Below are 20,301 nucleotides of genomic sequence, written 5' to 3'. Positions count from 1 at the left end.
GCGGAGCCGCACGGGTGGTCGGCCGGCGGCACCGGTCCCCGGTGGGGCGCGGGATGCGCGGCGGGGCCGGTGGGTCCGGTGGGCGCGGTGGCTGTGGCGAGCGGGGTCATCGGGTGCGGTTCAGGGTCTGGAGGGCGGCCTTCAGGAGCTGTCCGATCGGGGGTACGTCGCCGGCGGCCTCGGCCTGCGGGGCGACCGCCGCCACCGCGTCGTCGGCCTCGCGGCCGGCGTACCCCAGGCCGATCAGCGCGGCGTGGAGCTGGTCGCGCCAGGGCGCGGGGCCCGCGGTGCCGACGCCCTGCCGGCCGATGTGGGCGCCGACCGGTTCGCCGAGCCGGTCCTTCAGCTCCAGCAGCAGCTTCTGCGCGCCCTTCTTCCCGATGCCCGGCACCGCGGTGAGCGCCTTCTCGTCGCCGGACGCGACCGCGACGCGCAGCGCGTCCGGGGAGTGCACGGCGAGCATGGCCTGGGCCAGGCGCGGGCCGACCCCGCTGGCGGTCTGGAGCAGCTCGAAGACCTGGCGCTCGTCGTCGTCCGCGAAGCCGTACAGCGTCAGGGAGTCCTCCCGGACCACCAACGACGTGGCCAGCCGGGCCTCCTGACCGACCTTCAGCCCGGACAGGGTGTTCGGGGCGCACTGGACGGCCATGCCGATGCCGCCGACCTCGATCACGGCGGTGGTCGGGGCGAGCGCGGCGACCGGGCCGGAGACAAAGGCGATCATGCGGTGGGGCCTTTCCTTGCGTGGTGTGCGGCGACCGCCTGCTGGAGGCGGTTCTGGGCGGGGGCGCGCCAGATGTGGCAGATGGCGAGGGCGAGCGCGTCGGCGGCGTCGGCCGGCCTGGGCGGGGCGTCCAGCCGGAGCAGCCGGGTGACCATCGCTCCGACCTGGGCCTTGTCGGCGCGGCCGCTGCCGGTGACGGCGGCCTTGACCTCGCTGGGGGTGTGCAGGGCGACGGGGATGCCCCGGCGCGCGGCGCACAGGATGGCGACGGCGCTGGCCTGGGCCGTGCCCATCACCGTACGCACATTGTGCTGGCTGAACACCCGCTCCACGGCGACCCGTTCCGGCCGGTGCTCATCGAGCCACTCCTCTATGCCGCGCTCGATGGCGACGAGGCGGTGCCCCGTCTCCGCGTCCGCGGGCGTACGCACGACGCCGACGCCGAGCATGGTCAGCGGGCGCCCGGCGACGCCTTCGACGACCCCGACACCGCACCGGGTCAGCCCCGGGTCCACCCCGAGAACGCGCACGCCGCCCCCCTTCTTCGTCAACCTGTTCGTGCAGGCTATCGGGTGGCACCGACAACGGGACGGGCCGGCGAGGGGTGTGTCCCCTGCCGGCCCGTCACCCGTGCGTGGGTCAGGCGTCGACCTTCGCCATGACGTCGTCGGAGACGTCGAAGTTGGCGAAGACGTTCTGCACGTCGTCGCTGTCCTCGAGCGCGTCGATCAGCTTGAAGATCTTGCGGGCGCCCTCCTCGTCCAGCTCGACCTGCATGGTCGGGACGAAGTTGGCGTCGGCCGAGTCGTAGTCGATGCCGGCCTCCTGGAGGGCGGTGCGGACCGCGACCAGGTCGGTGGCCTCGCTGATGACCTCGAAGGTCTCGCCGAGGTCGTTGACCTCCTCGGCGCCCGCGTCCAGGACGGCGCCGAGCACGTCGTCCTCGGACAGCTCGCCCTTGGGGACGATGACGACGCCCTTGCGGTTGAACAGGTACGACACCGAGCCCGGGTCGGCCATCGAGCCGCCGTTGCGGGTCATGGCGACACGGACGTCGGAGGCGGCGCGGTTGCGGTTGTCGGTGAGGCACTCGATGAGCACCGCGACACCGTTCGGGCCGTAACCCTCGTACATGATCGTCTCGTAGTCGGCGCCACCGGCCTCCAGGCCGGCGCCGCGCTTGACCGCGGAGTCGATGTTCTTGTTCGGGACCGAGCTCTTCTTCGCCTTCTGGATGGCGTCGAAGAGCGTGGGGTTACCGTCGGGGTCGGCGCCGCCGGTGCGGGCCGCGACCTCGATGTTCTTGATCAGCTTCGCGAAGAGCTTGCCGCGCTTGGCATCGATCACGGCCTTCTTGTGCTTCGTCGTAGCCCATTTAGAGTGGCCGGACATCTGCCTGTCTCCTTCGCGTAACCAATTTCTGAACTGACCCCGGAGATCCTACCGGGAGCGGGTCAGGCCGCGGCGCGCACCATGTCGACGAACAGGGCGTGCACGCGGTGGTCGCCGGTCAGTTCCGGGTGGAACGACGTGGCGAGGGCATTGCCCTGCCGTACGGCGACGATGTGGCCGTCGTGCTCGGCGACGACCTCGGCCCGGGCGCCGACCGACTCGACCCAGGGGGCCCGGATGAAGACGCCCTCCACCGGACCGCCCTCGACGCCCGCGACCTCGACGGCCGCCTCGAAGGACTCGTTCTGGCGCCCGAAGGCGTTGCGGCGGACGATCATGTCGATGCCGCCGAGCGTCTCCTGGCCCGAGCGCGGGTCGAGGATCTTGTCGGCGAGCATGATCAGGCCGGCGCAGGTGCCGTAGACGGGCATGCCCGCCCCGATGCGCTCGCGCAGCGGCTCCATGAGGCCGAACAGGTCGGCGAGCTTGGAGATGGTGGTGGACTCGCCGCCGGGGATGACCAGGCCGTCCACCTCGGCGAGCTCCTCGGGACGCCGGACCGGCCTGGCCACGGCGTCCGCCGCGGCCAGGGCGATCAGGTGCTCACGTACGTCGCCCTGGAGGGCCAGGACCCCGATGAGCGGAGTGGTCATCACCAGCCCCGGTTCGCGTAGCGCTCGGCCTCGGGGAGGGTGTCGCAGTTGATGCCGACCATGGCCTCGCCCAGGTTGCGGGAGGCGTCGGCGATGATCTTCGGGTCGTCGTAGAAGGTGGTGGCCTTGACGATGGCGGCGGCGCGCTTGGCCGGGTCGCCGGACTTGAAGATGCCGGAGCCGACGAAGACGCCCTCGGCGCCGAGCTGGCGCATCAGCGCGGCGTCGGCCGGGGTGGCCACGCCACCGGCGGAGAACAGCACGACCGGCAGCTTGCCGAGCTCGCTGACCTCCTTGACGAGCTCGTAGGGGGCGCGCAGCTCCTTGGCGGCGGCGTACAGCTCGTTGTTGTCGAAGCCGCGCAGCTTGGCGATCTCGTTCTTGATCTGGCGCAGGTGGCGGACGGCCTCGACGACGTTGCCGGTGCCGGCCTCGCCCTTGGAGCGGATCATGGCCGCGCCCTCGGCGATGCGGCGCAGGGCCTCGCCCAGGTTGGTGGCACCGCAGACGAAGGGAGTGGTGAAGGCCCACTTGTCGGAGTGGTTGACCTCGTCGGCCGGGGTGAGGACCTCGGACTCGTCGATGTAGTCCACGCCGAGGGACTGGAGGACCTGGGCCTCGACGAAGTGACCGATGCGGGACTTGGCCATGACCGGGATGGAGACCGCGTCGATGATCTCCTCGATCATGTTCGGGTCGGACATCCGGGCCACACCGCCGTCCTTGCGGATGTCGGCCGGGACCCGCTCCAGGGCCATGACGGCGACGGCGCCGGCGTCCTCGGCGATCTTGGCCTGCTCGGCGTTGACCACGTCCATGATCACGCCGCCCTTGAGCTGCTCGGCCATGCCGCGCTTGACGCGGGCGGTGCCGGTCTCGGGGGACTGCGGGGTGGTGGTGCTGGACACGGATGGACCTCACTCGGGAAACGGGGCGGTTTCAGCTACACCGAGGAAACCGGGGCCACCCAGTCCACATCAAGGGCCAATGGTGAGCCGGTGGCTCGTTTTGCCGGGCTCAGCCGCTCCCGGGCCGGTCCGCGAGGGCCACCGGCGGCTCGTCGTCCATCTCGAACGCCATCGGGAACGGGGCGTGCCCGGCCAGCCGGAACCAGCGCACCTTGCGGTGCCGGCGCAGCGCCCGGGCCGCCCGTACGGCGTCGTTGTGGAACCGGCGGGCCATCGGCACCCGGCGCACCGCCGCCGCGAGCTCGCCGGCCGCCTCCTCGCCGCCCGGGGCCTCCCGTACCGCCTCCATCTGCTCCGGCTCGCCGAACACCGCGCGCAGCGCCTGGCTCAGCTCGCTCTCGGCGACCTCCCGCTGCTCCTCCTCAGCCTGCCGGGCGGCGTGGGCGGCCTCGTACAGCACGATCGACGCCGCCGGGTCGAGCACGCCCGAGGTGGCCAGTTCCTGGGCCACCGAGGCGCGGCGCAGGAGCTGGGCGTCGAGCGCCGCCCGGGCCGCGTCGATCCGGGCGTGCAGCCGGTCGAGCCGCCCGGCGGTCCAGCTCAGGTACAGGCCGATGGCCACCAGGCCGACGACGATCCAGATGAGGGTTTCGATCACGGCGGAAGGCTACCGGCACCCCGCCACCGGACGGCCCGCGGTACGCCGCGGCCCGGCGGGCAGGGGACGGGTCCGGGCGGCCGGGCAGGGGCCGGCGTCCGGGCGGCCGGGTGCGGCTCCGGCCCGCGTCCGGACGGCCGGGCACGGGCCGGGTGCTCGTACGGCGTCACGGCCACGGCCCGCCGGGTCAGTCGCGGGCCAGGCCCCAGCGGGCGCGGAGGCCGAGGCGCTCGTCGGTGGCGACCGACGCCGCGCCGTCCGTGACCGTCTCGTACACCGCGAGGATGTCCGCGCCGACGGTCGACCAGTCGAAGCGGCGGACATGGGCGCTGCCCCGCTCCCGCAGCTCCTCGCGCCGGTCCGGGTCGCCGAGCAGGCGGACGGCGGCCTTCGCCAGCGCGTCCGCGTCCTCGTTGGCGAACAGCTCGCCCGCCGCGCCCTGGTCCAGGACCTGGGCGAACGCGTCGAGGTCGCTGGCCAGCACCGGGGCGCCCGCCGACAGGGCCTCGACCAGGATGATGCCGAAGCTCTCGCCGCCCGTGTTGGGCGCGACGTACACGTCCACGCTGCGCAGCAGCCGCGCCTTGTCCTCGTCGCTGACCATGCCGAGGAACTCGACCCGCGAGCGCATGTCGGCCGGCAGGGACGCGACGGCCTCCTCCTCGTCGCCCCGGCCCGCGACGAGCAGCCGGGTGTCGGGGCAGGCGGCAAGGATCCTGGGGAAGGCCTTCATCAGCACGGGCAGTCCCTTGCGGGGCTCGTCGATCCGCCCGATGAACCCGAGGGTCCCGCCGCGCCACTCCGCCTTCGGTTCCGCCTTGGCGAAGAAATCGACGTCGACGCCGTTGGGGATGACGACGGCGTCGCCGCCCAGGTGCTCGACGAGGGTCCGGCGCGCGTACTCGCTGACCGCGATCCGGGCGCTGATCTTCTCCAGCGCGGGCTGGAGGATCGGGTACGCGGCGATCATCGCCCGCGACCGCGGGTTGGACGTGTGGAAGGTCGCCACGATCGGCCCCTGCGCCGCCCAGCAGGACAGCAGCCCCAGGGACGGCGACGCCGGCTCGTGGATGTGGATGACGTCGAACGTGCCGTCGTGCAGCCATCGCCGCACCCGGGCCGCCGACAGGAAGCCGAAGTTCAGCCGGGCCACCGAGCCGTTGTACGGCACGGGGACCGCGCGCCCCGCCGAGACGACGTACGGCGGCAGCGGCGTCCCGTCGTCGGCGGGGGCCAGCACCGACACCTCGTGGCCGAGCCGGATCAGATGCTCGGCGAGGTCCCGGATGTGGAACTGGACGCCGCCCGGCACGTCCCAGGAGTACGGGCAGACGATGCCGATCCTCACGCGCCGGGCCCCTTCGCGGGATCCAGGTCGGCGAGCCACAGCCGCTGCAACATGTGCCAGTCCTCCGGGTGGTCGGCGATTCCGGTGGCGAAGGCGTCGGCCAGCGCCTGTGTCATGGAGGACGTCTTCTCGGCGCGCGTACCCGTCTCGGGGACGTCGACGGGCGCGTGCACCCGCCCCTTCATGACCGGCGACCCGTCGTACCAGAGCGTCACCGGCAGCAGCAGCGCGCCGGTCTGCTGGGCCAGCATCGCCGGCCCGGCCGGCATCCGCGCCGTCTCGCCGAAGAACTTCACCTCGACGCCCGACGTCGACAGGTCACGGTCGGCGACCAGGCAGACCAGCCCGCCCGCCCGCAGCCGCCGCGCCAGCGTCCCGAACGCCGAGCCGCCGGTGTGCGGCAGGACCTCCATGCCCAGCGACTCCCGGTACGCGACGAACCGGTCGTACAGCGTCTCGGGCTTCAGCCGCTCGGCGACCGTCGTGAACGGCACGCCCAGCGCCCGCGTGACCCACACGCCGGCGAGGTCCCAGTTGGCCATGTGGGGCAGCGCCAGGATCACGCCCCGGCCGGCGGCGAGGCCGTCGGTGAGCTGGTGCACGTCCTTCACGTCGACGGATTCCCCGACGCGCTCCGCGCTCCACGCGGGCAGCCGGAACGACTCCATCCAGTAGCGCATGTACGAGCGCATCCCGGCCCGCGACAGCTCGGCGAGCCGCGCCGGGGAGGCGTCGGGCACCACGCGCGCGAGGTTGGACTCCAGGCGCAGCACGCCCTTGCCGCGCCGCTTCCACGCGGTGTCGGCGATGCGCCGGCCGAGCCCGGCCGCCACCGGCTCGGGCAGCTTCTTCACGGCCGACCAGCCGAGCCCGTACAGCGCGTCGGTCACCCGCTCACCCACAGCGCTCATGTCGCCTCACTCCCCCTCGCACCCGAAGCGCCCGAAGCACCCGAAGCGTCGCCGGGCGCCCCCGCACCACCGGTACCAGCAGCACCACCGGTGCCAGCAGCACGATCGGTACCAGCAGCACCACCGGTACCCACCGCCGCGTCCGCCTCGGCCGCTTCGCGCCGTACCGTCACCACCCGCTGCCCCAGCGTCACCGCGCTGCCCACGGCCACCAGCCAGAGGGCGATCGGCAGCAGCACCTGGATGCCCGGCACCCCGAACCCGTGGAGTCCGGCGAGACCCGCGGCCACCAGCGAGACCACGAGCCGTTCCGCTCGCTCGACCAGCCCGTTGACGGCCACCGGCAGGCCGATCGACTCGCCGCGCGCCTTGGTGTACGACACGACCTGGCCGCTCGCCAGGCAGAAGATCGCCACCGCGCACAGCACGTTGTCGTCGCCGCCGCCCGCGTACCACAGGGCGAAGCCCCCGAAGATCGCCCCGTCTGCGACCCGGTCCAGGGTCGAGTCCAGGAAGGCGCCCCAGCGGCTGGAGACACCGGCCTGGCGGGCCATGTTCCCGTCGACCAGGTCGGAGAACACGAACAGGGTGATGACGATCGTGCCCCAGAAGAACTCGCCCCTGGGGAAGAAGACCAGCGCGCCCGCCACCACGCCGGCCGTGCCGATGAGCGTGACGGCGTCGGGGCTCACCCCGCGGCGGAGCAGAAACGCGGCGAACGGCGTGAGAACACGCGTGAAGAAAGCACGCGCGTACTTGTTCAGCATGGCCTTCCCGAGGGTCGGTGGGCCGCGCGGCCCCTACGGCCACCGGCTGGCCCATCGTAGCCACGCGGGGCCACCCGCCACCCCGGGGCACCCTGCTCCCGTCGCGGTGTCGGACGTATGGACGCAACCTGGCCTGAGTGGAAAGCTCGAAAGACGACCGCGGGCACCGCCGGAGCTGCCCGAAGGAGGCTCCTCCCCCGCGCCCGCGCCCCCCACCTCCACCGTGCACCCCGTGCACTCGCGATCAGGAGGAAGAATCATGGGCGACAAGGCGAACGCACACCCCGGAGCCGCCGGCAGGGCAATAACGGCCGACCAGCCCTCATCGGTACGGAACGTGGTGCTGGTCGGCCACAGCGGATCCGGCAAGACGACCCTCGTGGAGGCCCTCGCGCTGACCGCCGGAGCGGTCAACCGGGCGGGCCGGGTCGAGGAGGGCGGCACGGTCTCCGACTACGACGAGATCGAACACCGCCAGCAGCGCTCCGTACAGCTCTCCCTCGTCCCCCTCGAATGGGGCGGGTGCAAGATCAATCTGCTGGACACTCCCGGGTACGCCGACTTCGTCGGGGAACTCCGGGCCGGTCTGCGCGCCGCGGACGCGGCCCTCTTCGTCGTCTCCGCCGCACAGGAGGCCGACGCCGTCGCCGGCTCGTGCCGCATGGTGTGGGAGGAGTGCGCGGCGGTCGGCATGCCCCGGGCCATCGTCGTCACCCACCTCGACACCGCGCGCGTCGACTTCGACGAGCTGACCCGCGTCCTCGCGCGGATCTTCGGCGGCGACGACCCCGACGCCATCCTGCCGCTGTACGTCCCCGTCCTGGGCGCCCAGACGCCCGACGGGCACTCCCCCGCCACCGGACTCGTGGGGCTGCTCACCCAGAAGGTCTTCGACTACTCCTCCGGCGAGCGGAAGGAGAACCCGCCCGACGACGCCCAGCTCCCGCTCATCGCGGAGGCCCGCAACCGTCTCATCGAGGGGATCATCGCCGAGAGCGAGGACGAGACCCTGATGGACCGCTACCTCGGCGGCGAGGAGATCGACCTCAAGACCCTCGTCGACGACCTGGAGAAGGCCGTCGCCCGGGGCACCTTCCACCCGGTCCTCGCCGCCGCGGCCGCCGCGTCCGGGGCGAAGCAGGGGCTCGGCACCGTCGAACTGCTGGACCTGATCACCCGCGGCTTCCCCACCCCCCTGGAGCGCGAGGCGCCCACCGTCACCACCCCCGACGGAAGGGCGCGCCCCGGGATCACCTGCGACCCGGACGGGCCGCTCGTCGCCGAGGTCGTCAAGACCTCCTCCGACCCGTACGTCGGCCGCATCTCGCTGGTACGGGTCTTCTCCGGGACCCTGCGCCCCGACGAGACCGTCCACGTCTCCGGGCACGGCCTCGCCGACCGGGGCCACGAGGATCATGACGTCGACGAGCGGATCGGCGCGCTCTCCGCGCCCTTCGGCAAGCAGCAGCGGCAGCTCAACCGCTGCATCGCCGGCGACCTGGCGTGCGTCGCCAAGCTGTCCCGCGCCGAGACCGGCGACACCCTCTCCTCCAAGGACGACCCCCTCCTGATGGAGCCGTGGAGCATGCCCGACCCGCTGCTGCCGCTCGCCATCCAGGCGCACGGCAAGGCGGACGAGGACAAGCTGTCCCAGGGGCTGTCCCGGCTCGTCGCCGAGGACCCGACCATGCGGCTGGAGCAGAACCAGGACACCCACCAGGTCGTCCTGTGGTGCCTGGGCGAGGCGCACAAGGACGTCGCCCTGGAGCGGCTGCGCAACCGGTTCGGGGTCCAGGTCGACGTCGTCCCGCACAAGGTGTCGCTGCGCGAGACCTTCGCCGGACCGGCCTCGGGCCGCGGGCGGCACGTCAAGCAGTCCGGCGGGCACGGGCAGTACGCCATCTGCGAGATCGAGGTCGAGCCGCTGCCGCCCGGGTCCGGGATCGAGTTCGTCGACAAGGTCGTCGGCGGGGCCGTACCGCGCCAGTTCATCCCGTCGGTCGAGAAGGGCGTGCGCGCCCAGGCCGCCAAGGGCGTCGCGGCCGGTCATCCGCTCGTCGACGTGCGGGTCACCCTCCTCGACGGCAAGGCCCACTCGGTGGACTCCTCCGACGCGGCCTTCCAGACGGCCGGCGCCCTGGCGCTGCGCGAGGCCGCCGCCGACGCCCGCATCGACCTCCTGGAACCGGTCGCCGAGGTCCAGGTCCTGGTACCGGACGAGTTCGTCGGACCGGTGATGAGCGACCTGTCCGGCCGGCGCGGCCGGGTCGTCGGCACCGAGCAGGCCGGCCAGGGGCGGACGCTCGTCCGGGCCGACGTACCGGAGATCGAGATCGGACGGTACGCCGTCGACCTCCGCTCCATCTCCCACGGCACCGGCCGGTTCGACCGCGCCTACGCCCGTCACGAGGCGATGCCCCCGCAGATCGCCGAGAAGGTCCGCGAACGCACGGAGGACTGACCACCGTTGGCCGTGCCGCCCGCCCAACCCCGTTGAGCGGGCGGCATTCCGCCGTCCGCCGACGCGCGCGCGATGTCCTCGATAGGCTGTAGTGCCCAGCTCAGCAGGTGTGCGGGGCACGGGGGTTGGGAACAGACCGCAGTGCGGACACACGCGGCGATGGGGGCGGCGAAGTGACAATGGACAGTTTCGGCCCCGGGGCACAGGTCCCGCTCCAGGGCTCGGCCGGACAGACCGTGGCGACGCACGCGCTGGCATCCGCCGCCTACCGGGAGAACGTCGAGGTCGAGGAGATCCTCAAGGCCAACAACGAATGGCACGAGTCGACCGTCACGAAAGGCCGGTTCTCGCTGTTCAAACCGACCTTCGGCGAGGCGTTCTCGCGGGCCGTCCAGGTACGGATGCTCGGTGGCGCCCGCAAGCCGCTCATCCAGTCCTTCGGCACCGATCCCCAGCCGGTCGTCGAGCACTGCCTGGCCGCCACCAACATCCGCAAGCGGCGCGACCGGCGGCTGACCCTGATCACCCTGGTCTTCGGCGTGCTGTTCCTGCCCGGCATGCTGGTGTGGCTGACCGTCTTCCAGTTGCGCCGCATGCTGGCCGGCGGCGCCTCCGGCAAACGCTCGGGACCGCTGGGCACCCTGCTGCTGGTCGGGGTGGGCATCCTGGCCGTGCTGTTCCTGTTCCGGCTGCCCTTCACCGGCATCCCGGCGCTCTACCTCCGCGCCATGTTCGTCGCCCCGGTGATCGGCTGGTTCCTCGCCAAACGGATCTGCGAGGCGACCGCGAAGGATCTGCGCGCCCGCTGGGACTCCCTGCTCAGCGGCGGTGGCGGCATGGGCCCCAAGATCCCCGAGGCCGTACCGCACGACCCCAACGAGACCGCCGCCGAGGAACTGCGCCAGCAGCTCGAGAAGCTCACCGCCGAGCAGCGCTCCAACGTCGTCTTCTACGCCGGCCCCAAGGGCATCCTCGGCATGGGCACCCGCTGGGGGAGCTGGCACCTCGCCGAGGAACTCGTCCCGCAGGAGGGCAAGGAGATCCACGCCTTCCGCACCTGGGACGTCATCCGCCCCATCCACGACGAGCTGAAGATGCTGGAGCGCGGCACCCTCAAGACCGGCTTCCCGGCCCCGTCGGTGAAGCACTGGATCGTCACCCCGGTCGGGGAGGGCGCGAAGGAGGTCGCCCGGCCGGAGGGCGAGGACATCGTGGCGTACCAGGTCAAGCCGCACGAGATACAGCGCATCTGCAACGAGAACCAGTTCGGCAAGGGCAACCGCCACTACCTGGGCGTGCAGTTCGTCCTGTGGGACGGCCAACTGGTCCTCACCATGATGGTCACCGTCACGGCGCTCCTGCACACGCTGCGCATCGAGGTCACCGGCCACGCCCTCGGCCCGGTGCACGGGCTGTTCACCACGAAGCCGGAGCCCAAGAAGAAGGTCGTCTCCAAGACCGTCCGGTTCTGGGAGACCAAGGAGATCCCGCTGCCGCTGATCGACAACGACGAGGTGGTACGCCTGGCGGTCCGGGCCCCGCTGACGTGGTTCCCGCCGGTCCTGGACTTCCTGGGCGGCAAGCTGGTCCTGCCGGAGCCCTTCGGCCTGCGGCACGCCTGGGCGGCCCAGCCCTGGCGCCACCGCTTCATGGCCGACGACGCCATCCGCGCGGCCACCCCGGTCATGCGGGCCGTGCACACGGCGACCATCAGGATGCTCACCGAGCACGGGGTGGACACCGAGCGCTTCAGCAACCGTTCGATGGTCCTCAGCGGCCTCGTCCAGGACCCGATGCCGAAGAAGGCCGACACGTACGACGCGTGACCCGGCACCGCCGGCCGGACGGGCCGGCGGGGCGGACGGCCGCGACTAGGCCGTGGGTCCTGCCGGCCAAGCCTCGGCGAGCATCCGGCGAGTGTCGCCGAGGAGCTGCGGCAGCACCTTGGTGTGGCCGACGACCGGCATGAAGTTGGTGTCGCCGCCCCAGCGCGGCACGATGTGCTGGTGCAGGTGGGCGGCGATGCCCGCGCCGGCGGACGCGCCCTGGTTCATGCCGATGTTGAAGCCGTGCGCGCCGGATGCGGTCCGCAGCGCCGTCATGGCCTGCTTGGTGAACCGCGCCAGTTCGGCCGTCTCGGCCTCGTCCAGTTCCGTGTAGTCGGCGACGTGCCGGAACGGCACGACCATCAGGTGTCCGCCGTTGTACGGGTACAGGTTGAGCACGGCGTACACGCTCTCGCCCCGGGCGACGACGAGGCCGTCCTCGTCCGACTTGGCCGGAATGGTGCAGAACGGGCAGCCGTCGTCGGCGCCGGGGCCGGTCGGCTTGTTCTCGCCCTGGATGTACGCCATCCGGTGGGGCGTCCACAGGCGCTGGAACGCGTCAGGCGTCCCGACTCCGATCTGCTGCTCCGGCTCAGTCGTCATGCGTGCCAGCATATTCGCTGGCGGTGGAGCGATGACCGAGGGGCGGTCCCGTCGACCGGGACCGCCCCTCGGCTCCTGCGTCAGACCTGGACCCGGCGCTCCACGACGTCGGCGATCTTCGCCAGCGCCTCCTCGCGCGGGATGCCGTTCTCCTGCGAACCGTCCCGGTAGCGGAAGGAGACCGTGCCGGCGTTCATGTCGTCGTCACCGACGATGATCATGAAGGGCACCTTCAGCTTCTGGTGGTTGCGGATCTTCTTCTGCATGCGGTCCGAGGACGCGTCGACCTCGATCCGGAGGCCCTTCTTCTTCGCCTCGGCGGCGAACTCGTGGAGGTAGTCCACGTGCGCGTCGCCGATCGGGATGCCGACCGCCTGCACCGGGGCCAGCCACGGCGGCATGGCGCCCGCGTAGTGCTCCAGCAGCACCGCGAAGAAGCGCTCGATGGAGCCGAACAGGGCACGGTGGATCATGACCGGCCGCTGACGGGAACCGTCCGGGGCGGTGTACTCCAGGTTGAACCGCTCCGGCAGGTTGAAGTCGAGCTGGACGGTCGACATCTGCCAGGTCCGGCCGATCGCGTCCTTCGCCTGGACCGAGATCTTCGGGCCGTAGAAGGCCGCGCCGCCCGGGTCCGGGGTCAGGGGCAGGCCCTGCTTCTCGGCCACCTGCCGCAGCGTCTCGGTGGCCTCCTCCCAGATCTCGTCCGAGCCGACGAACTTCTCCGGGTCCTTGGTGGACAGCTCCAGGTAGAAGTCGTTGAGACCGTAGTCGCGCAGCAGGTTCAGGACGAAGGTGAGCGTCTTGTCGAGCTCCTCCGCCATCTGCTCCTTGGTGCAGTAGATGTGCGCGTCGTCCTGGGTGAAGCCGCGGGCACGGGTCAGGCCGTGCACGACGCCGGACTTCTCGTACCGGTACACGGTCCCGAACTCGAACAGGCGCAGCGGCAGCTCACGGTAGGACCGGCCCCGCGCGTCGAAGATCAGGTTGTGCATCGGGCAGTTCATGGGCTTGAGGTAGTAGTCCACGCCCTCGTCGAGCTGCATGGGCGGGTACATACCGTCCGCGTACCAGTCGAGGTGCCCGGAGGTCTCGAAGAGGCGGCCCTTGGTGGCGTGCGGGGTGTAGACGAACTCGTACCCCTCCTCCTCGTGGCGCTTGCGCGAGTAGTCCTCCATGACGCGGCGGATGATGCCGCCCCGGGGGTGGAAGACGGCGAGGCCGGAGCCGATCTGGTCGGGGACGGAGAACAGGTCCAGCTCGGTGCCCAGGCGGCGGTGGTCGCGCTTCTCGGCCTCGGCGAGGAAGTCCAGGTGCGCCTTCAGCTCGTCCTTCGACGGCCACGCGGTGCCGTAGATGCGCTGGAGCATCGGGTTCTTCTCGCTGCCGCGCCAGTACGCCGCCGCGTTGCGCATCAGCTTGAACGCCGGGATGTTCCGGGTGGTCGGCAGGTGCGGGCCGCGGCAGAGGTCCTTCCAGCACAGCTCGCCGGTCTTGGCGTCGAGGTTGTCGTAGATGGTCAGCTCGCCGCCGCCCACCTCGACGTCCGCGCCGTCGTCGCTGGACGCGGAGCCCTTGATGCCGATGAGCTCCAGCTTGTACGGCTCGCCCGCCAACTCCTCGCGGGCGGCCTCGTCGCTCACCACCCGGCGGGAGAAGCGCTGGCCGCGCTTCTGGATCTCCTGCATCTTCTTCTCGATGGCCTTCAGGTCATCGGGGGTGAAGGGGCGCTCGACGTCGAAGTCGTAGTAGAAGCCGTCCTTGACCGGCGGGCCGATGCCGAGCTTCGCCTCGGGGAACAGCTCCTGCACGGCCTGCGCCATGACGTGCGCGGTCGAGTGGCGGAGGATGTTCAGACCGTCCTCGGAGGAGATCTCCACCGGCTCGACGGTCTCGCCGTCGGCGACCGCGTAGCCGAGGTCCTTCAGCTCGCCCGCGACCCGGGCGGCGACGACGGTGCGCTCACCGGTGAAGAGGTCGGCGGCCGTAGTGCCCGTCGTCACCACGCGCTCTTCCCGCTCGGAATCGCGTTGGATGATCACACGGACGTCTGACACCGGTCTCTCCTGACTGAAGGGGAAGCGCGCCGCATGACGTGTGCGACGGCCAGACGTCATGGTACCGAGCCGCCCGGCCCGCCCGCGAAACGGTTTCCCCCGCCCCGGGCCTCAGTCCCCCGGGCCGCACGCCTCCCCGAAGATGCCCAGGTTCTCGTGCAGGGACTTCATCAGCCGGTCCCGCTCCGCCTCGTCGACCTGCACCGGAACCACCCCGGAGGCGTCCGTCAGCCGCCGGAACCCGCCCCGGCTCTCCAGCCGCCCCGCCACCCGGACGGGCAGCCCGACCAGGTGCGCGTGCCCGGCCGTGCGGTAGGACTCCTCGTCCAGCGCCACCCGTACGTAGGGCACCTCCGCCCCGGCCAGCACCCGCAGCCGCACCGTGCCCGCCCCGCGCGGACCCGACCGGCGCATGCGGACCACCGTCCCGGTGATGCGCACGGGCACCGAGGGCTCCTCCTGGAGGTACCGGGCGCCCGCCTCCCGCAGCGCGGGCAGGTCGCCCGGGGAGAACTCGACCGGCTCCGGCCGGGCCGCGCACCCCTCCGGGACGCCCGCCGCGGGCGCCCACTCCAGGGCGATCCGCGCTCCCTCGGCACCGCGCACCAGCGAGACCAGCGCCTCGGTGAGCTCCCTGCTGACCCCGGCCTCGACAGCCGAGTCGAACGCCTCCGGCCTGCCGGTCGCCCGCTGATAGTCGACGGCCTCCCGGGCCGCGTACAGGGCGTGGTAGAGCCGGGCGGTGACCACCCGGCCGGGGTCGACCGGCACGAAGGCGGTGAGACCGCGGCCGCCCTGGGCGTTGCCGACGAGGACGCCGTCCAGCGAGGCCCGGGCCTGCCGCCGGTGCCGGGCGCCGTGGTAGCCGGCGCGGCCGCGCACCGCGAGGGCGCCGGCGAGGAGGACCTGCCGGGCGGCGGAGCGGAGCTGTTCCTGCACGGGCCACGGGACGGTGCCGGACGGCCCCTGCGGGACGTCCCGCCACCAGCGGACCTCGTCGCTGGGCACCGTCAGCCCGGTGAGGACCTCGCGGGCGGACGGCGCGGGGCAGTGGGTGAGCGCGGCGAGGGCCTCGCCGACGAGGTCCTCGCAGTCGGGGAAGGCACGGCTCTCGGGAACGAGGAGGCTGGTGGCCCCTCCGCCGGGGCCGGGCGGGGTCCAGCGGCTGTAGCGTCCGGGCGCGCCGCCGCGGCGGCGCCAGCCGTGCCGGTCCAGCAGGGCACCGAGGACGAGCGGGTCGACCTGGGCGGGATCGAGCGGGGTGTGGGGGGCCGGAGTGGCGCCGGGGGCGGTGGGGGGCGGCCGCATGGGCTCGCCGGTCGGCCGGTGCATCAGGGTCTTCCTCCCGCCCCGACCCGGGTCATGATGTCGCAGAGCGCCCGGTCGTCGAATATCCGATGGGTTGGTACGCGCACGGTGGTGCGGCGCCGGCCGGTGACCGGGTGCCCCGCGAGGTTGGTCCAGTAGCAGCAGTGCCGCAGGTCGAGACGGTCGTGACCGGCGCGCAGCCAGTCCTCCCGGGACCTGGGGGCGATCATCACGACCAGGATCTTGTGCACCGAGACGGGGGTGCGGGCCAGCTTCACCAGGTGGTCGTTGTCGAGGGTGAAGGAGAACGCGGGCCCCGGCGGGTGCGGCGGGATCTGGTAGGTGCACTTGAGCTGCACCTTGATGGTGACCTCGTCGTCGACGGTGTGCCCGGGGGCGCTGTGGCTGACGTGCCAGTCGATGCCGTTGTCCGGAAACGGCTGGGACAGCGAGCAGCCCGCGGCGGCCGCGACCGCGTGGAGGTAGCCCACCTGGAGGGTCTCCATGCAGGCGGTGGTGGCGAGCGCGCCCCGCAGCGGCGCGACGCGCTCGGGCAGCAGCCCACCGGGTTCGGGCTGCGCGAGCGCCATGGCTCCCATGCCTTCCGGGTGGCGACGGGGCGTCAGTCCGACGGCCCCTCACCTGTGTTGTCACCGTCCTGCGTACGGCGCAAACGGCGCGGGTATCACCGTTTCGGGCAGGGGGATCACGCCATCTGCCGGGCACGCGCGAGGAGTTCGGGGTATGACGCTCTGGTACGAAGGGCCCCTGGCCGCTTTCGACACGGAAACCACGGGAGTTGACGTCGAGCGGGACCGCATAGTGTCGGCCGCCGTCGTCGTCCAGGATGCCGCCGGCGGGCGGGTCCGGGCCACCAGGTGGCTGGTCAATCCGGGCATACCGGTGCCGCCGGGCGCCACCGAGGTGCACGGCCTGACGGACGATCACCTCCAGCGCAACGGGCGCTGGCCGTCACCGGTGGTGGAGGAGATAGCGCGGCAGCTCGCCGAGCACTGCGCGGCGGGCCGGCCGCTGGTGGTGATGAACGCGCCGTTCGACCTGACCCTGCTCGACCGGGAACTGCGCCGCCACCGCGCCTCGTCGCTCTCCCGGTACCTCCAGAACGCCCCGCTGTGCGTACTGGACCCGAGGGTGCTGGACAAGCACCTGGACCGGTACCGCAAGGGCCGCCGTACGCTCACGGACCTCTGCGCCCAGTACGAGGTGGCGCTGGAGGGCGCGCACGACGCGGCGGCGGACGCGACGGCGGCGCTGGAGGTCGTCCGGGCGGTGGGGCGCCGGTTCGCGGCGCGGATGGAGCGGCTGTCACCGGCGGAACTGCACACCTTGCAGGCGGGGTGGCACGCCGCCCAGGCCCGGGGCCTCCAGGCGTGGTTCGCGCGCAACGGCTCAGAGGAGGCCGTGGACCCGGCCTGGCCGCTGCGCCCGGAGCTGTCGGCGGCCGCCTGACGCGGACGGGCCCGGGAAGCGCGAAGGCCGGTCCGTGACTCACGGACCGGCCTTCCCCGGTGGGCGATACTGGGTTCGAACCAGTGACCTCTTCGGTGTGAACGAAGCGCTCTCCCACTGAGCTAATCGCCCGGGAACGCACTGAACCATACAGGCCCCGGCCCGCTTCCTTCAAACCGTTCGCACCCGGGCGGCCAGGCCCCGGCGCCCCGCCCGCATCATCACGGCGTGGTTGGCCCGGAAGAGGGGGCGGCAGGGCAGGGCGAGGCGCCGCAGCAGGGGCCGTTGGACCTCGACCTCCTGCTCGTAGAGGACGCGCGTGCGGTCGCCCCCGGGGGAGGTGAGCGTCCAGCGGGCCCATCCCTCGACGTCCCCGGCGAGCGAGGTCTCCAGGACCCGGGCGGCCGGGTCACGGCGCCGCTCGGTGAGGGTCACCACGAGGTCGTACGGGAGGAAGGACCGCACGCGGGCGGTGCCGGTGCGCTCGTCGAGCCGGGTCGCCTCGCGCACCTGCGGCCACCAGGAGGGGTACTCCTCGGCGTGCTCCAGGACCCGGTAGACGGTCCCGGGCGGGGCGGTCAGTTCCCAGACGCTGCGGAAGCGGTAGTGGCACCAGTTCATGGTGCGAGTCTGCGCCGCCGGGCCGTACTCATGCCCGTCTGAGTACGTACGCTCATGTCGCGCGGTGTGGCCCGGGACACACTCCGCTCATGAACACCGTGCCGTCACCGGCCGAGGAGCTGGTGGTCCTGGACCGTGAGCTGGCGCAACTGGACGCCCGCCGGTCGCATTTGCTGGCCCGCAGGGCCTGGTTGCTGAGCGTGCTGTACGCGCCGGCCGCTCCCGGGCGCCCCGCGCCACCGACGACACCGGCGGCCGCCGCCGGGGCGGAGACCGCGCCGCGCGGCGCGCGGAACGTGCTGCTGACGCTGGGCGGTGTGCTGCTGGCCGTCGCCGCGGTCGCCTTCACGCTGGTGAGCTGGGGACACCTGGGCATCGGTGGCCGTGCCGCGGTCCTGGCCGCGGTCACGGCCGGGGCGCTCGCCGCGCCGGTGGTGCTGCTGCGCCGGCGGCTGGGCGCGACGGCGGAGACGGTGGCCTCGCTGGGCCTGCTGCTGACGGTGCTGGACGCGTACGCGCTGCACCGGGTCGCCCTGTCGCAGACCGGCGCCCTGGCGTACGCGGCGGTCGCGTCGGCGGTGCTGGCGGCGCTGTGGGCGGCGTACGGCGTGGTGGCCGTCGGGCTGCGGGGTCCGCTCCCGGTGGCGGTGGTGGCGGCGCAACTGCCGCTGCCGCTGTGGGCGCTGGCGTCGGGCGCGGGGACGCTGACGGTCGGCTGGGCGCTGCTGGCGACGGCGGCCCTGGACGTGCTGATGGCGGTGCGGCTGCGGCCGGGTGGCGCGGTGCGGGTGGTCACGGGTGCGACGGCCGGTGCGACCGGGGGCGGGGCGGTCCTGGTGGCGTCCTGGTTCTCGGTGGTGGACGGCGGGGCGGGACCGGCCGTGCTGCTGCTGGGGGCGGCGGGTCTCGCGCTGTACGGGGCGTGGGGGGCGACGGCCGGCGGCGAGGGGTGGGCCGCGGCGTGGGCGGTGGTCGCCGGGCTGCTGGCGGTCGCCGGTGGCGGCGGGCTGGTGCGGGAGGTGGTGCCCGGGGCGTGGGCGGTGCCGGGTCATCTGCTGGTCGCGGTGGCGGTGTGCGGGGTGGCGGTGCGCGGTGGGGTGCCGGGCGCGGTGGGCCGGGGACTGGCCTGGGCGTCGGCGGCTGCGCAGGCGGTGGCGCTGGTGTGGGCGCTGCCCCTGGTGGCGGCCGCCGTGGCGGGGATCCGGCCGGGTGCTCCGTGGGCGGTGGAGGCGTCGCTGGTGATGGTCGCCGGGGTGCTGGTGTGCCTCCGGTCCGTGCCGGCGCGGTGCGGTGCGCTGGGGCTGGGCTGGGTGGCCGCGTTCGGTCTGCCGGACGCCCTGTCGCTGCCGTTCGGGGGCGCGTCGGCGGCCCGGCTCCTGCTGACGGCCGGGCTCCTGGCCGTGGTGGTGCGTCCGGCCCGGGTGGCCGCCGGGCTGCCGGGGCGTCCCGGTGCGGCGCGGGACGCGGTCGGCGGTGGCGCCCTGGGCGGGGCGCTGCTCGGCGGCGTGGTCGTCGCGGTGGACGCGTGGGGTACGGGCCCGGCGGCGGTCGTCGTGCCGGGGGTACTGTGCGGGCTCCTCGCGGGCGCGGCGGTCCTCGGCGGGGGCGCGCACCGGACCGTGGCGGCCTGTGCCGCGGTGGTGGCCGCGACCGGCCTGGTGGGCGCCGTCGCCGCGGCGGTGGACCTGCCGATGGACCTGGTGGGCCTGGCGCTGCTGGCCGTGCCGGCCGCGACGGCGACCGTCGGGGCGGTGCTGCGGCGCCACCCGGTGGCCGTGCCGGTCGAGCTGGCGGGCGCCGGGGCGGGGGCCCTGGCGGTGGGGACGGCGTCCGCCCGCCCGGCGGTCCTGGCCCTCGTGCTGGCCCTGGGCGGGGTGCTGGCGGCGGCCACGGCGGTACGCCCGGAGCGGCGCCCCGCGGCCGGGTACGCGGCCACGGCGCTGTTCGTGGCGGCGACCTGGGTGCGGCTGGCCGCCTCCGGGGTGGCCGCCCCGGAGGCGTACACGGTCCCGGTGACGGTGCCGGCGCTCGTGGTGGGCGTGCTGCGGACGCGCCGCGACCCGGCGGCGTCGTCCTGGACGGCGTACGGTCCGGGCCTGGCCGCGACCCTGGTGCCGAGCCTGTTCGCGGCGTGGGGCGACGCGGACTGGCCGCGCCCGCTGCTGCTGGGCCTGGTGGCGCTCGCCGTCACGCTGGCGGGCGCCCGGCTGCGGTTGCAGGCCCCGCTGCTGCTGGGCGGCGCGGTCCTCGCCCTGGTCGGGGTGCACGAACTGGCGCCGTACGTCGTCCAGGCGGTCGGCGCGCTGCCCCGCTGGCTGCCGCCGGCGCTGGCCGGTCTGCTGCTGCTCGCGGTGGGCGCGACGTACGAACAGCGACCGCGCGACGCCCGGCGGCTCCGCGACACCCTCGGCCGGATGGGCTGACCGGGGAACGCCGAAGGCCCCGGAGACATAGGTTCTCCGGGGCCTTCGGGCCGGGTGGTGGGCGATACTGGGTTCGAACCAGTGACCTCTTCGGTGTGAACGAAGCGCTCTCCCACTGAGCTAATCGCCCGGGCGCACCGCAAACATTACCCCATGTCAGAGGGTGCCCCG

General features: G+C 73.2%; 18 protein-coding genes and 2 tRNA genes. 4 read left to right on the top strand and 16 right to left on the bottom strand.

The window, feature by feature from the left end; genetic code table 11:
- Positions 1-106: 106 nt before the first annotated feature.
- The 9 genes from ruvA to pgsA all read right to left on the bottom strand — a co-directional run bounded on the left by ruvA (position 107) and on the right by pgsA (position 7,361).
- Entirely contained in the window at positions 107-724 is a 618-nt protein-coding gene (gene ruvA, locus ACF068_RS21890) for a Holliday junction branch migration protein RuvA (protein ID WP_392275938.1), read from the bottom strand.
- Positions 721-1,254 (bottom strand): crossover junction endodeoxyribonuclease RuvC, encoded by a 534-nt coding sequence (gene ruvC, locus ACF068_RS21885; RefSeq protein ID WP_392275937.1) that lies wholly within the window; start codon positions 1,252-1,254, stop codon positions 721-723. The genes ruvA and ruvC overlap by 4 nt, the downstream gene beginning before the upstream one ends.
- Positions 1,255-1,363: 109 nt before the next feature.
- Positions 1,364-2,116, bottom strand: a complete 753-nt coding sequence (locus tag ACF068_RS21880; protein WP_392275936.1) for a YebC/PmpR family DNA-binding transcriptional regulator — start codon at positions 2,114-2,116, stop codon at positions 1,364-1,366.
- 62 nt (positions 2,117-2,178) lie between these two features.
- Positions 2,179-2,769: a pyridoxal 5'-phosphate synthase glutaminase subunit PdxT gene (gene pdxT / locus ACF068_RS21875; RefSeq protein WP_392275935.1), complete on the bottom strand. Its 591-nt coding sequence runs from the start codon at positions 2,767-2,769 to the stop codon at positions 2,179-2,181.
- On the bottom strand, positions 2,769-3,677 hold the full coding sequence (pdxS, locus tag ACF068_RS21870) for a pyridoxal 5'-phosphate synthase lyase subunit PdxS (RefSeq protein ID WP_073758122.1): 909 nt from the start codon (positions 3,675-3,677) through the stop codon (positions 2,769-2,771). The genes pdxT and pdxS overlap by 1 nt, the downstream gene beginning before the upstream one ends.
- 109 nt (positions 3,678-3,786) lie before the next feature.
- On the bottom strand, positions 3,787-4,335 hold the full coding sequence (locus ACF068_RS21865) for a hypothetical protein (protein ID WP_392275934.1): 549 nt from the start codon (positions 4,333-4,335) through the stop codon (positions 3,787-3,789).
- A 187-nt stretch (positions 4,336-4,522) separates the two neighbouring features.
- Positions 4,523-5,683, bottom strand: coding sequence for a glycosyltransferase family 4 protein (locus ACF068_RS21860; protein ID WP_392275933.1), 1,161 nt, complete (start codon positions 5,681-5,683; stop codon positions 4,523-4,525).
- Complete coding sequence (locus ACF068_RS21855) at positions 5,680-6,594, bottom strand: phosphatidylinositol mannoside acyltransferase (RefSeq protein ID WP_392275932.1); 915 nt, start codon at positions 6,592-6,594, stop codon at positions 5,680-5,682. The genes ACF068_RS21860 and ACF068_RS21855 overlap by 4 nt, the downstream gene beginning before the upstream one ends.
- On the bottom strand, positions 6,591-7,361 hold the full coding sequence (gene pgsA, locus ACF068_RS21850; RefSeq protein ID WP_392275931.1) for a phosphatidylinositol phosphate synthase: 771 nt from the start codon (positions 7,359-7,361) through the stop codon (positions 6,591-6,593). Before pgsA ends, ACF068_RS21855 begins: the two co-directional genes overlap by 4 nt.
- Before the next feature lie 259 nt (positions 7,362-7,620).
- Here pgsA and ACF068_RS21845 point away from each other — a divergent pair, with 259 nt between their 5' ends.
- Together ACF068_RS21845 and ACF068_RS21840 are read left to right on the top strand one after the other, a co-directional pair.
- Positions 7,621-9,822, top strand: a complete 2,202-nt coding sequence (locus ACF068_RS21845) for an elongation factor G-like protein EF-G2 (protein ID WP_392275930.1) — start codon at positions 7,621-7,623, stop codon at positions 9,820-9,822.
- A gap of 179 nt (positions 9,823-10,001) precedes the next feature.
- Positions 10,002-11,648 (top strand): hypothetical protein, encoded by a 1,647-nt coding sequence (locus ACF068_RS21840; RefSeq protein WP_392276059.1) that lies wholly within the window; start codon positions 10,002-10,004, stop codon positions 11,646-11,648.
- 45 nt (positions 11,649-11,693) lie between these two features.
- On the opposite strand, the gene ACF068_RS21835 is transcribed toward ACF068_RS21840, so the two are convergent.
- From ACF068_RS21835 to ACF068_RS21820, 4 genes are all read right to left on the bottom strand, one after another.
- A complete protein-coding gene (locus ACF068_RS21835) occupies positions 11,694-12,263 on the bottom strand; it encodes an HIT family protein (RefSeq protein ID WP_392275929.1) in 570 nt (189 codons plus the stop codon).
- Positions 12,264-12,331: 68 nt separating this feature from the next.
- Complete coding sequence (gene thrS / locus ACF068_RS21830; protein ID WP_392275928.1) at positions 12,332-14,308, bottom strand: threonine--tRNA ligase; 1,977 nt, start codon at positions 14,306-14,308, stop codon at positions 12,332-12,334.
- Between the two features lie 111 nt (positions 14,309-14,419).
- Complete coding sequence (locus ACF068_RS21825; RefSeq protein ID WP_392275927.1) at positions 14,420-15,640, bottom strand: hypothetical protein; 1,221 nt, start codon at positions 15,638-15,640, stop codon at positions 14,420-14,422.
- Entirely contained in the window at positions 15,640-16,206 is a 567-nt protein-coding gene (locus tag ACF068_RS21820) for a DUF4365 domain-containing protein (protein ID WP_392275926.1), read from the bottom strand. The genes ACF068_RS21825 and ACF068_RS21820 overlap by 1 nt, the downstream gene beginning before the upstream one ends.
- A gap of 154 nt (positions 16,207-16,360) precedes the next feature.
- On the opposite strand from ACF068_RS21820, the gene ACF068_RS21815 reads away from it, so the two are divergent.
- Positions 16,361-17,086, top strand: a complete 726-nt coding sequence (locus ACF068_RS21815) for a 3'-5' exonuclease (protein WP_392275925.1) — start codon at positions 16,361-16,363, stop codon at positions 17,084-17,086.
- A 60-nt stretch (positions 17,087-17,146) separates the two neighbouring features.
- Here ACF068_RS21815 and ACF068_RS21810 read toward each other — a convergent pair.
- Both ACF068_RS21810 and ACF068_RS21805 read right to left on the bottom strand, forming a co-directional pair.
- A tRNA-Val gene (locus ACF068_RS21810) sits at positions 17,147-17,218 on the bottom strand.
- A gap of 39 nt (positions 17,219-17,257) precedes the next feature.
- Complete coding sequence (locus ACF068_RS21805; protein WP_392275924.1) at positions 17,258-17,707, bottom strand: SRPBCC family protein; 450 nt, start codon at positions 17,705-17,707, stop codon at positions 17,258-17,260.
- Between the two features lie 89 nt (positions 17,708-17,796).
- Between ACF068_RS21805 and ACF068_RS21800 the strand changes: the two genes are divergently transcribed.
- A complete protein-coding gene (locus ACF068_RS21800; protein ID WP_392275923.1) occupies positions 17,797-20,130 on the top strand; it encodes an SCO7613 C-terminal domain-containing membrane protein in 2,334 nt (777 codons plus the stop codon).
- Positions 20,131-20,185: 55 nt separating this feature from the next.
- Here ACF068_RS21800 and ACF068_RS21795 read toward each other — a convergent pair.
- Positions 20,186-20,260, bottom strand: a tRNA-Val gene (locus ACF068_RS21795).
- Positions 20,261-20,301 lie beyond the last annotated feature (41 nt).

The sequence above is a fragment of the Streptomyces sp. NPDC016309 genome (assembly GCF_043077235.1).
Taxonomy (GTDB): domain Bacteria; phylum Actinomycetota; class Actinomycetes; order Streptomycetales; family Streptomycetaceae; genus Streptomyces.
The sequence above is the reverse complement of the archived record's forward strand: the minus strand, read 5'-3'. Positions and strand labels throughout refer to the sequence as shown.

Excerpts from the sequence above, each read along its gene's own strand:
- ruvA (WP_392275938.1), bottom strand. The coding sequence starts at position 724 with ATGATCGCCTTTGTCTCCGGCCCGGTCGCCGCGCTCGCCCCGACCACC.
- ACF068_RS21880 (WP_392275936.1), bottom strand. The coding sequence starts at position 2,116 with ATGTCCGGCCACTCTAAATGGGCTACGACGAAGCACAAGAAGGCCGTG.
- pdxT (WP_392275935.1), bottom strand. The coding sequence starts at position 2,769 with ATGACCACTCCGCTCATCGGGGTCCTGGCCCTCCAGGGCGACGTACGT.
- ACF068_RS21855 (WP_392275932.1), bottom strand. The coding sequence starts at position 6,594 with ATGAGCGCTGTGGGTGAGCGGGTGACCGACGCGCTGTACGGGCTCGGC.
- pgsA (WP_392275931.1), bottom strand. The coding sequence starts at position 7,361 with ATGCTGAACAAGTACGCGCGTGCTTTCTTCACGCGTGTTCTCACGCCG.
- ACF068_RS21845 (WP_392275930.1), top strand. The coding sequence starts at position 7,621 with ATGGGCGACAAGGCGAACGCACACCCCGGAGCCGCCGGCAGGGCAATA.
- ACF068_RS21840 (WP_392276059.1), top strand. The coding sequence starts at position 10,002 with ATGGACAGTTTCGGCCCCGGGGCACAGGTCCCGCTCCAGGGCTCGGCC.
- ACF068_RS21835 (WP_392275929.1), bottom strand. The coding sequence starts at position 12,263 with ATGCTGGCACGCATGACGACTGAGCCGGAGCAGCAGATCGGAGTCGGG.
- ACF068_RS21825 (WP_392275927.1), bottom strand. The coding sequence starts at position 15,640 with ATGCACCGGCCGACCGGCGAGCCCATGCGGCCGCCCCCCACCGCCCCC.
- ACF068_RS21820 (WP_392275926.1), bottom strand. The coding sequence starts at position 16,206 with ATGGCGCTCGCGCAGCCCGAACCCGGTGGGCTGCTGCCCGAGCGCGTC.
- ACF068_RS21815 (WP_392275925.1), top strand. The coding sequence starts at position 16,361 with ATGACGCTCTGGTACGAAGGGCCCCTGGCCGCTTTCGACACGGAAACC.
- ACF068_RS21805 (WP_392275924.1), bottom strand. The coding sequence starts at position 17,707 with ATGAACTGGTGCCACTACCGCTTCCGCAGCGTCTGGGAACTGACCGCC.
- ACF068_RS21800 (WP_392275923.1), top strand. The coding sequence starts at position 17,797 with ATGAACACCGTGCCGTCACCGGCCGAGGAGCTGGTGGTCCTGGACCGT.